Annotated in this window: 10 protein-coding genes; 8 read left to right on the top strand and 2 right to left on the bottom strand. The window is 54.6% G+C overall.

The genetic code is table 11. The features are described 5' to 3' along the window. The first annotated feature begins 2 nt into the window (after positions 1 to 2). From pilQ to hemE, 7 genes are all read left to right on the top strand, one after another. On the top strand, positions 3 to 2123 hold the full coding sequence (gene pilQ / locus EAW52_RS18245; RefSeq protein ID WP_162997778.1) for a type IV pilus secretin PilQ: 2121 nt from the start codon (positions 3 to 5) through the stop codon (positions 2121 to 2123). Between the two features lie 5 nt (positions 2124 to 2128). Beyond that, positions 2129 to 2647 carry a shikimate kinase AroK gene (gene aroK, locus EAW52_RS18240; RefSeq protein ID WP_026003701.1) on the top strand — a complete coding sequence of 173 codons (519 nt, stop codon included), beginning with the start codon at positions 2129 to 2131 and terminating at the stop codon, positions 2645 to 2647. Positions 2648 to 2696: 49 nt separating this feature from the next. Continuing rightward, positions 2697 to 3800 carry a 3-dehydroquinate synthase gene (gene aroB / locus EAW52_RS18235; RefSeq protein WP_122043468.1) on the top strand — a complete coding sequence of 368 codons (1104 nt, stop codon included), beginning with the start codon at positions 2697 to 2699 and terminating at the stop codon, positions 3798 to 3800. A gap of 10 nt (positions 3801 to 3810) precedes the next feature. Continuing rightward, positions 3811 to 5415 (top strand): SPOR domain-containing protein, encoded by a 1605-nt coding sequence (locus tag EAW52_RS18230; protein ID WP_122043467.1) that lies wholly within the window; start codon positions 3811 to 3813, stop codon positions 5413 to 5415. Between the two features lie 214 nt (positions 5416 to 5629). Beyond that, positions 5630 to 10078: a glutamate synthase large subunit gene (gene gltB / locus EAW52_RS18225; RefSeq protein WP_122043466.1), complete on the top strand. Its 4449-nt coding sequence runs from the start codon at positions 5630 to 5632 to the stop codon at positions 10076 to 10078. Between the two features lie 103 nt (positions 10079 to 10181). Then, positions 10182 to 11600 carry an FAD-dependent oxidoreductase gene (locus EAW52_RS18220; RefSeq protein WP_019363994.1) on the top strand — a complete coding sequence of 473 codons (1419 nt, stop codon included), beginning with the start codon at positions 10182 to 10184 and terminating at the stop codon, positions 11598 to 11600. A 135-nt stretch (positions 11601 to 11735) separates the two neighbouring features. After that, positions 11736 to 12803 carry a uroporphyrinogen decarboxylase gene (gene hemE, locus EAW52_RS18215; protein ID WP_122043465.1) on the top strand — a complete coding sequence of 356 codons (1068 nt, stop codon included), beginning with the start codon at positions 11736 to 11738 and terminating at the stop codon, positions 12801 to 12803. Between the two features lie 54 nt (positions 12804 to 12857). Here the strand turns inward: hemE and EAW52_RS18210 are convergent, their stop codons facing one another. Beyond that, entirely contained in the window at positions 12858 to 14174 is a 1317-nt protein-coding gene (locus tag EAW52_RS18210) for an MFS transporter (protein ID WP_122043464.1), read from the bottom strand. 160 nt (positions 14175 to 14334) lie between these two features. Here EAW52_RS18210 and EAW52_RS18205 point away from each other — a divergent pair, with 160 nt between their 5' ends. Beyond that, positions 14335 to 15240: a LysR family transcriptional regulator gene (locus EAW52_RS18205; RefSeq protein ID WP_010797042.1), complete on the top strand. Its 906-nt coding sequence runs from the start codon at positions 14335 to 14337 to the stop codon at positions 15238 to 15240. Here EAW52_RS18205 and selO read toward each other — a convergent pair. After that, positions 15224 to 16684, bottom strand: a complete 1461-nt coding sequence (selO, locus tag EAW52_RS18200; RefSeq protein WP_019363998.1) for a protein adenylyltransferase SelO — start codon at positions 16682 to 16684, stop codon at positions 15224 to 15226. The two genes, EAW52_RS18205 and selO, sit on opposite strands and share 17 nt — an antisense overlap. Between the last annotated feature and the right edge of the window lie 22 nt (positions 16685 to 16706).

The following is a 16706-nucleotide window of genomic DNA, read 5'->3' as shown; positions in this document are numbered from 1 at the left end:
TGATGTTGCACAAAACTATTCTACAAAGGGTCTCAGGGAAGAGTGCCCTCACGCTGGCCATACTCTTGAGCGGAATCTGTCCCTCTTTGCTGCTGGCGGCAGATCTCAAGGCCATGAATGTGGCCTCTTTGCCGGGCGACAGAGTCGAACTCAAACTATCGTTCGATCAGCCAGTAACAGCCCCCAAAGGCTATACCATTGAGCAACCTGCGCGCATCGCTTTGGATCTGCCTGGCGTTAATAACAAGCTAGGCGTTCGCAACAAGGAGTTGGGGTCGGGGAATGCCAGAAGCGTTACCGTAGTCGAGGCGGGTGACCGCACGCGTCTTATCGTGAATCTGACTGCATTGGCGCCTTACTCGACCCGCGTTCAGGGTAACGACCTGTTCGTTGTCATTGGCGGCGACCAGGCTGCTCGCACGACTAGTGCTTCTGTCCCGGCACCATCCTTGCCGCGCTCCGGTGCTGCGCAAGCCCCAGCGCCTGCAACCAATCCTGCCGGCCGTGTCTTTTCCAGCGTGCCGAGATTGGCTGGGAAGGCCATCAGGAATATTGACTTCAAGCGAGGTGATGACGGAGAAGGTAACGTTATCATTGACCTTTCAGAAACAGGCATCAGCCCTGACATACAGGAGCAGGGTGGAAAGATTCGCCTTAACTTCGGCAAGACGCAGCTCCCTGATGCTCTACGTGTTCGGCTTGACGTCAAAGACTTTGCTACGCCAGTACAGTTTGTAAACGCCTCAAGTCAGGCTGGTGACACGGTCATTACAATTGAGCCTACAGGCGTATATGACTACTTGGCTTATCAGACGGATAACAAGCTGACCATTAGCGTCAAGCCGCTGACTGCCAAGGAAAAGGAACAACGTGCCGCTGAGCGTTTCACCTATACCGGTGAAAAACTGTCTCTGAATTTCCAGGATATCGATGTTCGCTCGGTCCTTCAGTTAATTGCTGACTTCACCGGTTTGAACCTGGTGGCCAGTGACACTGTACAAGGCAACATCACGCTGCGCCTGCAAAACGTGCCGTGGGATCAGGCGCTTGACCTTGTTCTGAAAACCAAGGGACTCGACAAGCGACAAATAGGCAACGTGCTGTTGATTGCACCAGCGGATGAGATTGCGGCGCGTGAACGCCAAGAATTGGAGTCACAAAAGCAGATTCAGGAGCTGGCGCCGCTACGCAGAGAGCTGATCCAGGTTAACTACGCTAAGGCCGCCGATATGGCTAAGCTCTTCCAGTCGGTCACTAAGGCTGATGCGGGGCAAAGCGAGCGTGGCTCCATTACCGTTGACGATCGGACAAACAGCATCATTGCCTATCAAACCCAGGAACGCCTAGATGAACTAAGACGGATTGTCTCCCAGCTCGACATCCCGGTTCGTCAAGTGATGATCCAAGCGAGGATTGTCGAGGCTAATGTGAATTATAATAAGCAGTTAGGTGTTAATTGGTCGGGATCACGTACAGGGAATGGAAATTTTACACTTAGCGGTGCTGCTGCCTCTGGTACTAGTACAAGTACTCCTTTTGTCGATTTAGGTGCAAGCAGCCCAACCTCAACATTGGGTATCGGTTTCCTGACGAGCAACACCACATTAGATCTTGAACTTTCTGCTATGGAAGCAAGCGGTAATGGAGAAATTGTTTCGCAGCCCAAGGTAGTGACTTCTGATAAGGAAACAGCAAAGATTCTACGTGGTACAGAAATTCCTTATCAGGAAGCTAGCTCTAGTGGTGCAACAAGTGTTTCTTTTAAAGAGGCAGCTCTGTCATTAGAGGTAACACCTCAAATTACGCCTGATAATAGAATTATCATGGAAGTTAAAGTTAATAAGGATGCGCCTGATTACACCAATGAGGTTAATGGCGTACCTCCAATTACAAAAAACGAGGTAAACGCCAAAGTTCTAATAGCTGATGGAGAAACCATTGTTATTGGTGGCGTATTTTCAAATACGCAAAGCAAGTCGACAAGCAAGGTCCCTTTACTAGGTGACGTTCCTTACGTAGGCCGCCTTTTCCGTCGTGATGAAATTACTGATGAAAAAGTAGAGCTGCTTGTCTTCCTCACTCCGCGTATCATGAACAACCAAGCTATTGCCGTTGGTCGTTGATCGAAGTGCTGAATGTGTTTCTCGTGGGCCCGATGGGGGCTGGTAAAAGCACCATCGGGCGCCTACTCGCCAAAGAGCTTCATTTGCCGTTCAAGGACGCTGACAAGGAAATCGAGCAGCGGACTGGGGCCAATATTCCCTGGATTTTTGACGTCGAGGGAGAGCAAGGTTTCCGTGAGCGGGAGCGCCTGGTTCTGGAGGACCTTTGTAAATCATCAGGGCTGGTGCTTGCTACCGGAGGCGGCTCGGTACTGCATGAAGATAACAGGCGCATCCTGAAAGCAAGCGGGCATGTGATCTATTTACATGCCTCCGTCGAGCAGCAGATCGAAAGAACGGCCCGTGATCGGAACCGCCCCCTTTTGCAGGCGCCTGATCCTGCGCAGGTCTTGCGTAATCTGATGGCTGTTCGCGATCCGCTCTATCGTGAGATAGCGACTACCATCATAGAAACGGACGAGCGGCCCCCTCGACTGGTCGTTCAGCAAATACTTGAGCGTTTAAAAGCACTCATCCCTCGTTAAAGGCGCTGGCGTTCTGCGTTATCCTAGCGGCCTTTCATTGGGGGGATTTATGCGAACACTAAACGTCAATTTGGGCGAGCGTAGTTATCCCATCTTCATAGGTCAGGACGTGCTGTCCCAGCAGCAGTACATTCTGCCTTACATAAAAGGCCGAAAGGTCGCCGTCGTTACCAACGAGACGGTAGCGCCTCTTTATCTGGAAAAGCTCAAAGCCACACTGCAGGGTAAAGAAGTAACCGCAGTCGTGCTGCCTGATGGAGAGCGCTATAAAACATGGGAAGTTCTACAAAAAATCTTCGATGCCTTGCTTGAAGACAAACATGACCGTGCCACCACTATCATTGCCCTGGGCGGGGGTGTGATCGGTGACATGGCAGGGTTTGCAGCCGCATGTTATCAACGGGGCATTGATTTCATTCAGGTTCCAACCACTCTGTTGTCACAGGTGGATTCCTCCGTGGGGGGTAAAACCGGAATCAATCATCCGCTTGGCAAGAACATGGTAGGCGCGTTCTATCAACCCAAGGCTGTAGTGATCGATACCTCCAGCCTTCTTACGTTACCTGAACGTGAGCTGTCAGCTGGGCTTGCTGAGGTTATCAAGTATGGACTGATCTGCGATGAGCCTTTCCTGGTATGGCTGGAAGAAAGCATCGATCAATTACGCTTGCTGGATCAATCCAAGCTGAGCGAGGCTATAGAGCGCTCCTGTGCAGCGAAGGCTGATGTGGTTGGCGCGGATGAGCGGGAGTCCGGCATTCGAGCCACGCTGAACTTGGGGCATACGTTTGGGCATGCAATCGAGGCGCACCAAGGGTATGGCTCATGGCTGCATGGTGAGGCGGTTGCTGCCGGTACGGCGATGGCGCTGGAAATGTCTTGTCGTCTGGGTTGGCTGAGCCGTGATGATCAGATTCGAGCCCTACGGTTATTCAAGCGTGCGGGGCTTCCTGTCGTTCCTCCTGCTAGCATGTCGCCTGACGATTTCATGAAATACATGGCGGTTGATAAAAAGGTTCTGGATGGCCAGTTGCGCCTTGTGCTGCTCAAGCGGTTGGGCGAGGCCGTGGTAACCAGTGATTTCCCTTATGACACCCTCAAGCAGACGCTAAGTGCCGATTATCAGGCTTTGGCGGAACAGCTCGGAGATTGAAAGAAGTCTTATGTCCAGTCTGCATGCCGACGAGGCCTTCCTCGGCCATTACGAATTTACTCACGATCCTTTTGCGCCACGCGTGCCAGGATTCAAGTTTTATCCTGCCCAGCGCAAAACGGTTCTCGGGCAGTTACATCATCTTGCTCGCTATAGCCATCTTCTGCTTGCGGTAACAGGGCCTGCCGGAAGCGGGAAAACCTTGCTGAGACAGGCGCTTGTTGCCAGTACCAAAAAGGATGCGGTCCATAATGTTGTCGTGTCGGCACGTGAGGTGCAGGACAAGAACACACTATTGCGCAAGTTAAGTCAGGGATTGGGCACGCCTCAAGCGAGCATCGAAGCGGTGCTATCTCAGGTTGGTCAAGTGACATTGACTGGCCAGGAAGTCTATTTTCTGGTCGACGATGCCCATGAGTTGGATGATGACGCACTGGAAGCCCTGTTGGCATTGGCAGAAGGTGATGAGAAGAATCGCCCTCATGTATTCCTGTTTGGGGATGCCGAGCTGACAGGTAAGCTGGAAAGCCTTGCGCAAGGCGAGGAGCGCTACCACGCCATCGAGCTTTTGCCTTATACCGAAGAGGAAACTCAAGGGTATCTGGCGCAGCGCCTGGAAGGTGCTGGCCAAAGTATTGATATTTTTACGCCAGAGCAGATCGAGACCATTCACCAGACCTCCGGTGGATGGCCGGGGGAGATCAACGAAGCTGCGCGAGACGTGTTGATCAGCGGCATGCTGAGTCAGCGTGGCGGTGGTGGTAGCAAATTCAAGGGTGGTCAACAGCTATTGGCTAACCTGCCTCGCAAGCACCTGATCATTGTGGCAGTCATCGCTGTCGGTGTCTTGGCGGCGTTGCTCATGAAGGGTAATGATTCATCGCCCAAGATGGCCTCGACTGACGGGACCGAACAATCCCAAGGGGATGGCAAGTCGGGAACGGCAATTAATTTCGATGGTTCTTCCCAGCCTTTGCCGTTGCCTTTGGTCGGTGAGGCCCAGCCCGTCATCCGTGAGCCGCTGGCTCAGGCAGCAGGGCAGGAGGAGTCTGAAGGCAATGGCGTGAGCGGCTCTATTCAGTCTGGCGAAGACGATTTTTCCTCAACGCCACCTGAGATGCCTTCTGCCCAGGCGCCTGTCAGTGTAACGGCTCCAACGCGTCCCCTGGCGCCGGCCGCAACGCCTGCTCCAGCCGAGCCTGTACATACAACACCCAGACAGGTTGCTTCTGCGCCGGTCAAGCCTGAAGTCAAGGTTGAGCCCAAGCCTGCGCCGGCAAAGCCTGCAGCTCAGGAAACACCCAAGACAGCTCAGGGCAATGGCGGTGGCTGGTACAGCACTCAGGGTGGAACGCACTATGCGCTTCAGGTGTTAGGAACCAGCTCTGAAAGCAGTGCGCAAGCCTTTATTCAGCAGCAAAGCGATAGCGCCAATTATCGTTATTTCAAAAAGCAGTACCAAGGTAAGGCGCTTTATGTTGTGACCTATGGTAGTTTCGCTAACCGTGCGGCAGCTGAGGCAGCTGTGAAACAATTGCCTGCCAAGGTTCAGTCGGCCAAGCCATGGCCTCGCACGTTTGCCAGCATCCAGCAGGATATCGCTTCAACGCGATAATTCTTTAAACAGCGCCCATGTTGCATATATCATTTTGCGACATGGGCGTATTTCATTTTTAGGACTCTAAGATTCAGGATCGCGACAAAAACTTTGTCTTGCTCTGATATCCGGTATACAATGTCATCCCTTTGCCTGCCGTAAAAGTAGCGTGCCCAAGCGCCTGGCAGTGACAAGTGGATTGACTAGAAATAGATTGCCGGTGAGAGTTCCCATGAAAGCAGGCCTGTACAATCCTGAAACGTTCAAGGATAACTGCGGCTTCGGCCTGATTGCCCATATGCAGGGCCAGGCGAGTCACCATTTGCTGCAAACGGCCATCGAGGCCCTGACCTGCATGACGCATCGCGGCGGTATCAATGCAGACGGCAAAACCGGCGACGGTTGCGGTCTGTTGATACAAAAGCCCGACGCGTTCCTTCGCGCTGTCGCTTTAGAAACATTCGGCGTTGAGCTACCCGCCCAATACGCCGTTGGCATGGTTTTCCTCAATCAGGACGACCAAAAGGCCGATGTGGCCAGAAACCACATGAATTCCGAATTTGCTGCTGCTGGCCTTACCGTGGTCGGGTGGCGCAAGGTTCCCGTGGATACCTCTGTATTAGGACCTTTGGCGCTTGAGCGCCTACCTAAGATCGAGCAGGTATTCATTAGCGGCGAAGGTCTCGATGATCAGCAGTTCGCCGTAAAGTTATTCACTTCCCGCCGCCGTTCTTCGGTATTGAACAAGAACGATGCGGAGCATTATGTCTGCAGTTTGTCCAGTAAGGTCATCATCTATAAAGGCTTGATGATGCCAGCAGATCTGGCTGCGTTTTTCCCGGACCTCGGCGATGAACGTCTGCAAACTGCCATTTGCGTGTTCCATCAGCGCTTCTCGACCAACACGCTGCCCAAGTGGCCGTTGGCGCAGCCGTTCCGCTACCTGGCGCACAATGGCGAGATCAATACCATCACGGGCAACCGTAACTGGGCCCGAGCGCGGCGTACCAAGTTCGTCAATGAGCTGCTTCCTGATCTGGATAGCCTGGGTGATTTGGTCAATACCGTAGGGTCCGACTCCTCAAGCATGGATAACATGCTCGAATTGCTGGTGACCGGCGGAATGGACCTGTTCCGTGCCGTGCGCATGATCATTCCGCCAGCCTGGCAGAACGTCGAAACGATGGACTCAGGGCTTCGCGCATTCTATGAATTCAACTCCATGCACATGGAGCCATGGGATGGTCCGGCTGGAGTTGTCTTGACAGACGGGCGCTATGCCGTCTGCCTGCTTGATCGCAACGGCTTGCGTCCTGCCCGCTGGGTAACAACCAAGAATGGCTATATCACCCTGGCCTCGGAAGTGGGTGTCTGGGATTACGAACCCAGTGACGTGATTGCTAAGGGGCGTGTCGGTCCGGGTCAGATCCTCGCGGTCGATACCGAAACCGGACAGGTGCTTGAGGCAGATGATATCGATAACCGTCTGAAATCACGCCATCCTTATAAGCAGTGGCTGCGCAAGAATGCCCTGCGTATTCAGGCTACATTGGACGATAAGGATCATGGATCGCCTTTCTACGATTCGGATCGTCTGCGTCAGTACATGAAAATGTTCCAGGTCACGTTCGAAGAACGCGATCAAGTGCTGCGTCCATTGGCCGAGCAGGGGCAGGAAGCCGTCGGTTCCATGGGTGACGATACACCGATGGCCGTGCTGTCCAAGCGTATCCGTTCGAACTATGACTACTTCCGGCAGCAGTTTGCACAGGTGACCAACCCGCCTATCGACCCGCTGCGTGAAGCCATTGTCATGTCGCTCGAGACTTGTCTAGGTGCCGAGCGCAACGTGTTCGAGGAGACGGCCGAACATGCCAACCGCGCAATCCTGAGTTCGCCGGTTATATCGCCCGCCAAGTGGCGTACCCTGATGACGCTGGAGCGTCCCGGGTTTGATCGTTTCGTCATTGATCTCAACTATGATGAAAGCGTGGGGCTGGAAGCGGCGGTACGAAATATTGCCGATCAGGCCGAGGAAGCGGTTCGTGCAGGAAAAGTCCTGATTGTACTGTCGGACCGTGCAATCGAGCCGGGCAAGCTGCCTGTGCATGCGTCCCTGGCAGTAGGTGCTGTTCATCATCGCCTGGTGCATACCGGACTGCGCACCGACTGCAACATCTTGGTTGAAACCGCAACTGCCCGCGATCCTCATCACTTTGCGGTGCTGATTGGTTTTGGCGCGACAGCGGTTTATCCCTTCCTGGCCTATGAGGTATTGGGCGACCTGATCCGTACAGGCGAAGTCCTGGGTGATCTTTATGAGGTCTTCAAGTACTACCGCAAGGGAATCACCAAAGGGCTGCTGAAGATCCTGTCCAAGATGGGCATTTCCACTGTGGCTTCCTACCGTGGCGCCCAGTTGTTTGAGGCGGTTGGTCTGTCCAGTGAGGTGACGGATCTATGCTTCCCAGGCGTCACCAGCCGCATACAGGGCGCCCGCTTTGCCGACATCGAAGTCGAGCAGAAGCTGCTGGCAAACGAAGCCTGGAGCAACCGTAAGCCGATCCAGCAGGGCGGCTTGCTGAAGTATGTCTACGGTGGTGAATATCACGCGTATAACCCGGATGTCGTCAATCTGCTCCAGGCAGCTGTTCAGCAAGGCGACTATGCACGGTTCCGTGAGTATTCCGCCCTGGTTGACCAGCGTCCCGTAGCTATGATCCGTGACCTGCTCAAGGTTAAGGTCAGCGACACGCCGCTGGCGCTTGAAGAAGTCGAGCCGCTGGAAAGCATTTTCAAGCGTTTCGATGCCGCCGGTATCTCGCTCGGTGCCCTGTCTCCAGAGGCGCATGAGGCGCTGGCCGAGGCAATGAACCGCTTGGGCGGCCGCTCTAACTCGGGTGAGGGCGGTGAAGACCCGGCGCGTTACGGCACGCTGAAAAGCTCCAAGATTAAGCAAGTAGCTACGGGACGTTTCGGTGTAACGCCAGAATACCTGGTCAATGCCGAAGTCCTGCAAATCAAGGTGGCTCAGGGCGCCAAGCCGGGCGAAGGCGGCCAGCTGCCGGGCGGCAAGGTGAATGGCCTGATTGCTCAGTTGCGCTATGCCGTACCGGGCGTAACCCTGATTTCCCCTCCGCCCCATCACGATATCTACTCGATTGAGGACTTGGCCCAGCTGATCTTTGATCTCAAGCAGGTCAATCCAAAGGCGCTGGTGTCCGTTAAACTGGTATCGGAGCCTGGCGTTGGTACGGTAGCGGCCGGTGTCGCTAAGGCTTATGCCGATCTGATTACCATCTCCGGCTATGACGGTGGTACAGGTGCATCACCAGTAACGTCCATCAAGTACGCGGGCAGTCCTTGGGAGTTGGGACTGGCTGAGGCGCATCAGACATTGCGTGGCAACGACCTGCGTGGAAAGGTTCGCGTACAGACCGATGGCGGTCTCAAAACCGGCCTCGACGTGATCAAGGCGGCGATTCTAGGTGCAGAAAGCTTTGGCTTTGGTACCGCGCCGATGATTGCATTGGGTTGTAAGTACCTGCGTATTTGTCATCTGAACAACTGCGCTACCGGCGTGGCGACCCAGAACGATAAGCTGCGCAAGAACCATTTCATCGGTACTGTTGAAATGGTGACCAACTTCTTCACCTTTGTAGCAGAAGAAACACGCGAGTGGCTGGCGCGCCTGGGTGTAAGAAGCTTGGGTGAATTGATTGGCCGTACCGATCTGTTGGAGATCCTGCCTGGCGAAACGGCCAAGCAGCACAACCTGGATTTGACGCCACTCCTGGGTAGCGACCATATTCCGGCAGACAAGCCTCAGCACTGCCTTGTTGAGAAAAACCCGCCATTTGACCAGGGTCTCCTGGCTGAGGAAATGGTCCGCCTGGCCCAGTCAGCTATCGAAGGTAAGACGGGCGGTGAGTTCAGTCTGAAGGTAAGCAACTGTGACCGCTCCATTGGCGCACGTGTATCCGGTGAGATTGCTCGTCAGCATGGCAACCAGGGTATGACGTCGGCGCCTATCACGTTCCGCTTTACAGGAACGGCAGGGCAGAGCTTTGGCGTATGGAATGCCGGTGGCCTGAACCTCTATCTTGAGGGTGACGCCAACGATTATGTGGGCAAGGGTATGACAGGCGGCAAGCTGGTCATCACTCCGCCCAAGGGTAGCGCCTTCAAGAGTCAGGAGTCGGCCATCATTGGTAACACCTGCTTGTACGGTGCCACGGGTGGCAAACTGTTTGCGGCGGGTACCGCGGGCGAGCGATTTGGTGTTCGTAACTCTGGCGCCCATGCGGTCGTCGAGGGAACCGGTGATCACTGCTGTGAATATATGACCGGTGGCTTCATCTGCGTTCTGGGCAAGACGGGTTACAACTTCGGCTCCGGTATGACAGGCGGCTTCGCCTACGTGCTGGACATGGATAACAGCTTTGTTGACCGTGTTAACCATGAACTCGTGGAAATTCAGCGTATCAGCAACGAGGCAATGGAGGCTTATCGCAGTCACCTGAGCCGCGTGCTGACAGAGTACGCCGAGGAAACGGGCAGTGAGTGGGGACACTATCTGCTCGAAAACCTGGATGATTATTTCCGCAAGTTCTGGTTGGTGAAGCCCAAGGCTGCCAGCCTGGCCTCACTGCTATCCACTACTCGGGCAAATCCGCAGTAATGCTATAGGCAACCAGCGCCTGACACGTTGTCAGGCACTGGTTGCGACCGTGAGTTTTCCTGCAGCAGCGAGACATGAACGCTGCCGTGATGAGGTTTAGGTAATGGCTGAACGTCTGAATAACGACTTCCAGTTCATAGAGGTCGTCCGCAAGGACCCGAAGAAGAAACTCCTGCGTCAGCGCAAGAAAGAATTCGTTGAGATTTACGATCCGTTTAAGCCGCAGCAGGCATCTGAGCAGGCGCACCGCTGCCTGGGATGCGGCAACCCTTACTGCGAGTGGAAGTGCCCGGTTCACAACTACATACCAAACTGGCTGAAGCTGGTTTCGGAAGGCAATATCCTGGCTGCAGCCGAGCTGGTCCATCAGACCAATACGCTGCCCGAAGTTTGTGGTCGTGTGTGTCCGCAGGACCGCTTGTGTGAGGGCGCGTGTACCCTGAACGATGGTTTCGGTGCCGTTACCATCGGTTCGGTAGAGAAATATATTGCTGACACCGCTTTTGCCATGGGGTGGCGGCCGGATATGTCCAAGGTGGTGCCAACCGGCAAGCGGGTTGCCATCATTGGTGCAGGTCCTGCAGGTCTTGGCTGCGCCGATATTCTCGTCCGCAACGGCGTTACGCCTGTTGTATTCGACAAGAATCCGGAAATTGGCGGTCTGGTAACGTTTGGCATTCCCGAATTCAAGCTTGAGAAAAGCGTGATGGCGCGCCGCCGCGAGGTCTTTACCGGTATGGGGATAGAGTTCCGCCTCAATACCGAGATAGGCAAGGACATCACAGTGGAGCAGCTGCTTGAGGAATACGATGCGCTCTTCATGGGGATGGGAACTTATACCTACATGAAAGGCGGTTTCCCTGGCGAAGATTTGCCAGGTGTGCACGATGCCCTGGATTTTCTGGTGGCTAACGTCAACCGTAACCTGGGCTTCGAGAAGTCTGCTGACGAGTTTGTCGATATGAAAGGCAAGCGCGTTGTGGTTCTGGGCGGCGGTGATACCGCGATGGATTGCAACCGCACCTCGATTCGCCAGGGTGCCAAGAGCGTAACCTGTGCTTACCGTCGCGATGCCGAGAACATGCCGGGCTCGCGTCGTGAGGTGAAGAATGCCAAGGAGGAGGGTGTTAAGTTTCTCTTCAATCGCCAGCCGATTGCGATCATTGGTGAAGACAAGGTGGAAGGCGTTAAGGTTGTCGAAACGCGTCTGGGCGAGCCGGATGCCCGAGGCCGTCGCAGCCCTGAACCGATTCCGGGATCCGAAGAGATCCTGCCGGCAGATGCGGTAGTCATCGCTTTCGGTTTCCGCCCAAGCCCCGCAGAGTGGTTCGAGCAACATGCGATTGCAATGGATAATCAGGGCCGTGTAGTCGCTCCCTCTGTCGGTCAGTTCAAGCATCAAACCAGCAACCCCAAGATTTTTGCAGGCGGCGATATGGTGCGAGGTTCGGACCTGGTGGTGACTGCAGTATTCGAAGGTCGTACTGCAGCTGAAGGTATTCTGGATTACCTGGGCGTTTGAAGCACCAGCCATAAGCTGCTTTGCAGTTCAAGGGCAAAGCGGTTAAGGGCTCGATAGATAAAAGGCACGGATCTCTCCGTGCCTTTTATTTTTGTGTCTGAGAAAATGACAGTACTTTCTTGACGGATATTTTCCATGACTGCTTTGAAGAACGACCGTTTTCTCCGTGCCTTGCTCAAGCAACCCGTCGATGTGACGCCCGTCTGGATGATGCGGCAGGCCGGTCGTTATCTCCCGGAGTATCGCGCTACGCGTGGCCGTGCCGGTGACTTCATGAGTCTGTGCATGAACCCTGAGTTGGCCTGCGAAGTCACACTGCAGCCGCTCGAGCGTTATCCGCTGGATGCCGCCATCCTCTTTTCAGACATTCTGACCATCCCGGACGCTATGGGATTAGGCCTCTATTTCGAGACAGGTGAGGGGCCCCGCTTCAAGAAGCGTATTGAGTCCGCTGCGGATATCGAAGCCTTACCGGTACCGGACCCGGAAGCGGATCTGGGCTATGTCATGAATGCGGTCCGCACCATTCGCCGTGAGCTCAATGGGCGTGTGCCTCTGATCGGATTCTCGGGAAGCCCTTGGACGTTGGCGACTTACATGGTCGAAGGAGGCTCATCCAAGGACTTTCGGCGTAGCAAGGCGATGCTTTATGACAATCCGCAAGCCATGCACAACCTGCTCGATAAGCTGGCCCGCTCGGTAACCGCCTATCTGAATGGTCAGATTCAGGCAGGTGCCCAGGCGGTACAGATCTTTGATACATGGGGAGGCAATCTGTCTTCGGCGGCTTATCAGGAGTTTTCTCTCGCATACATGCGCAGGATTGTTGATGGCCTGATTCGTGAGCGTGAAGGCCGCAAGATTCCTGTCATCCTGTTTACCAAGAATGGTGGTCTTTGGTTGGAGAGCATGGCGGCCTCTGGCGCAGACGCATTGGGACTGGATTGGACATGCGACATTGGCGACGCCCGTAGCCGTGTGGGTGACAAGGTGGCGCTGCAAGGCAATATGGACCCGGCGGTACTGTATGCCAAACCTGACGCGATCCGTTCAGAAGTGGCGCGGATTCTGGCTCGCTACGGTAAAGGCTCCGGGCATGTTTTCAATCTGGGGCACGGAATCACGCCGGAGGTAGACCCTGCACATGCAGGTGCCTTCATCGAGGCTGTTCATGAGCTCTCGGCGCCTTATCACGAGGCATAAGGCGGTCGACAAAGACCGGGTCATGCACCCGATCCATTAAAAAGGCAAAGCCGCTCATCGAGCGGCTTTAACATTCAAGGGGAGGGCTGGCAGGCGAGCCAGGTGTAACGCAACAGCCAGTGCTCCGACCAGGAGTGTGGCGATGAACAGTCCGACACCATTCCATCCCGCTTCGTGCCAGAACACGCCGCCTAATGTTCCTGCGATGCTTGAGCCCACATAGTAGCAGAACAGGTAAAGCGACGAAGCTTGTCCCTTTGCTTGCCGAGCGCGGCGACCGATCCAACTGCTGGCGACCGAATGAGCCCCGAAAAAGCCAAAGGTAAACAGCAGCATGCCCACCAGGACCAACGGCAAGGGGGTGAATAGCGTCAGCACCACGCCACCCAGCATCAGAAGAATCACCGCCCAAAAGACGCGGCGGCGACCAAGTTTATCCGCTAATGAGCCTACTTGGGCCGAGCTGTAGATACCCGACAGGTAGACGACCGACAAGACGCCCACAACGGCTTGACTGAGATGATAAGGCTCACCTAACAGGCGATAGCCAATATAATTAAACAACGTGACAAAGGCGCCCATTAACAGAAAGCCCTCGAGAAAGAGCCAAGGTAGCCCAGCGTCTCGAAAGTGTTGGGTAAAGCCATTGACCAGTGTGCGAGGCTTCAGGGGAGTCGGGCGGAAGTGACGTGACTCCGGCAAACGCCGCCAGAATACGATAGCGGCAATCAGCGCCAGACTGCCCAGGATTGCTAGAGCAATCCGCCAAGAGACAAAGTCCACCAAAACGCCGCTGATGACGCGCCCACTCATCCCACCCAGCGCGTTGCCGCTGATATACAGCCCCATGGACAGGCCGATGTGCTGGGGATGGATTTCCTCAGACAGATAGGTCATGGCAACGGCGGCCAGACCGGATAGCGATAGACCAACCAATGCCCGCGTGACGAGAACACCTTCCCAGGTGGGCATGATGGCGCTAAGCAGCGTAAAGAAAGCGGCGGCGAAGAGTGAGACCACCATGACCGGCTTGCGGCCGATGGCATCTGAAATAGGACCTGTAACCAGTAGCCCGACCGCCATGAGCCCAGTTGATACGGAGAGCACGAGGCTGCTTTTGGCCGCCGTTATACCAAAGGCTTCGGAAAAAATGGGCATCATGGGCTGTACACAGTACAGCAGGGCAAACGTGGCGAAGCCGCCACAGAAAAGTGCAAGGGCTGTATGGATGAACTGGCGAGTGCCTTTCTCAATGTACAAATCGGCATCTTCTACTGCTTGGTTGGCAGCTTCACGTGCTGCCTGAATAGGCGCAGGTTCTTCTTCAGGTTGGGCATGCTCGTGACGAGCAGGTAAAGCAGACTTACTCACGTTAAACCTCAAAATCTGGACGAACGAAAGGACGGCGCAGCGAAAGCGCTGCACAATCTGAAATTTATTATTGGTTACTGAAAGAATAAGAGCTGATGTTTATTCTTTCCAATATATTATTCGACCGATTTGATATGTATTAAATATCAATAGAGGCGCTATGGAATTAAGACATTTACGGTACTTTGTAGCCGTCGCAGATGAGTTGCATTTTGGTCGAGCGGCTGAACTCCTGGGTATTTCACAGCCACCACTGAGTCAGCAGATACAAGCTTTGGAAGAGGAGCTGGGGGCACGCCTGTTTGAGCGCACGAATCGTCGTGTTGCATTGACTGAGGCTGGCCGGCTCTTTCTGGATGAGGCTCGGCAGGTGTTGGCGCAGGTAGATAAGGCCACCGACATTGCACGGCGAGCGCAACGGGGAGAGCTGGGTGAGTTACAAGTGGGTTTTACGGTCTCCGCGCCCTTTATTGCTACTGTGCCACGCTCTATTTTCAACTTCCGTCAGCGCTTTCCAGCGGTACACCTGGCTTTGCAGGAAATGAGCAGCCGAGAGCAGACCGAGGCGCTGATGGATCGCAAGCTCCAGGTAGGACTGATCCGGCCTATTACCATGTCGGATGCGCTGGTCTCGATAGAGCTGTTTCGGGAGCCCCTCGTCGCTGTGATGCGGGCGGACCATCCCTTGGCCCTACAAACCCACGAAAGCATTGCTATCAAACAGTTGGCCGAGGAACCCTTTGTTTACTTTCCTCGTACCTACGGTACAGGTCTATATGACCAATTGATCAGCTTGTCTCAACAAGCTGGATTCAGCCCGCGAATCGTTCAGGAAGCTCGAGAAACTACGATCATTATTGGACTGGTGGCGGCCGGATTGGGTGTTTCGGTTTTGCCAGCAACCTACCGGCGAATGCATATCGAAGGTGTTGTCTACAGAACCCTGGTGGACGAGGGCGCCACCTCCGCATTGTGGCTTATTCATCGTCGTGACGAGCGCTCATCACTTGCACGTGCGTTCATTGAGTTGTTGACGCAAGGCGCCGGTATTATGAAGAGCAGCTGATTTCCAGGTGTTTGCCCCAATCCGGTGGGCGTTGAGCGAATCGGTCGTTGCCCGGTTGCTCTTCAAAGGGTCGGGTCAGAACCTTATGAAGCTGGCGAACTTCTTCATAATTACCCGCCTCAGCCTGCTCGATCGCCTGTTGGGCCAGATAGTTACGCAGTACATAGAGTGGATTGACTGCGTGCATGCGCTCCTGGCGTGCGGGTTGATCGCCGCCTTCCTGCTCGGTGCGGTTCAGGTATTGGCGACTCCACTCATCAAATCCAGCCAAATCAACAAAGTCGTTTCGAAGAGCCGCAATCGCCTGCTCCGGAACCTCATCGCCCAGACGTCGGAAGAAGAGTGAGTAGTCAACGGCACTGCCTTGCATCAGGCTGAGCAGCCGCTCGATCAGCTCCTTATCCGCCGCTTGCTCTGTCATAAGGCCGAGTCGACGTCGCATCAATGCCTGGTAATGCGCCTCATAAAGCGGCAAAAATAATTCGAGTATTCCTTTCAGCGTTTCGACAGGCACCCTCGGCGTCAACGCCTGCGCCAGTGCCGCCAGGTTCCAGTGCGCAATGGGGACCTGATTGCTGTAGGAGTATCGGCCACTGTAGTCAGAGTGGTTACAGATAAAATGCGCGTCAAAGTCATCCAGGAAGGCATAAGGGCCAAAATCGAATGTAATGCCGAGAATAGACATGTTGTCTGTGTTCATCACGCCGTGGCAAAAGCCGTAAGCCTGCCAGTAGGCGATCAGCTCGGCGTTGCGCTCGACGACTTCACGGAAAAAAGCCGCATAAGGATCAGGTTGCTCCAGGCATTGTGGGTAGTGCGCCTCAAGCACATGCTGGCCAAGCTTTTCCAACAAATCATTGCGCTGCGTATAGTAAAAGTATTCGAAATGCCCGAAGCGTATATGGCTTTGGGCAAGCCGTAGCAGCATGGCGCCGGTTTCGACTCGTTCGCGTATGACCTCTGTAGTGGAGCCGGTCACACACAGCGCGCGGCTTGAAGGGATACCCAGTGCATAAAGTGCTTCTGAGGCCAGAAACTCTCGAATGGACGAGCGTAAGACTGCACGTCCGTCTCCCATTCTTGAGTAGGGTGTCATGCCGGCACCCTTGAGGTGAAGATCCCAGTGCTCTCCCTTGTCGTTTATGACCTCGCCAAGCAAAAGGCCGCGGCCATCACCCAGGCGAGGATTGTAGGAGCCGAACTGATGGCCTGAATAAACCATGGCGCGTGAGTCGGCTGTATCCCAGAGCTTGTGCCCGGAAAAGATTTCCGTGAATTCCGGTCGTTGCGCCTCGGCAACATCCAGATCCAGCAGTGCCATGGCGGCCTCCGAGACGACCACCAACTTTGGATTTTCAATAGGCTTGGGTTGGATGGCCGTCGAAAAATCATCGCCCAGACGGGCAAAGCGGTTATCGAACTCAAGCGCTTCAAGGGTTTTCACGGCACTCTCCGGACTGCAAATG

This window comes from Pseudomonas sp. LTJR-52 (assembly GCF_003691465.1).
GTDB lineage: Bacteria > Pseudomonadota > Gammaproteobacteria > Pseudomonadales > Pseudomonadaceae > Chryseomonas > Chryseomonas luteola.
The sequence above is the reverse complement of the archived record's forward strand: the minus strand, read 5'-3'. Positions and strand labels throughout refer to the sequence as shown.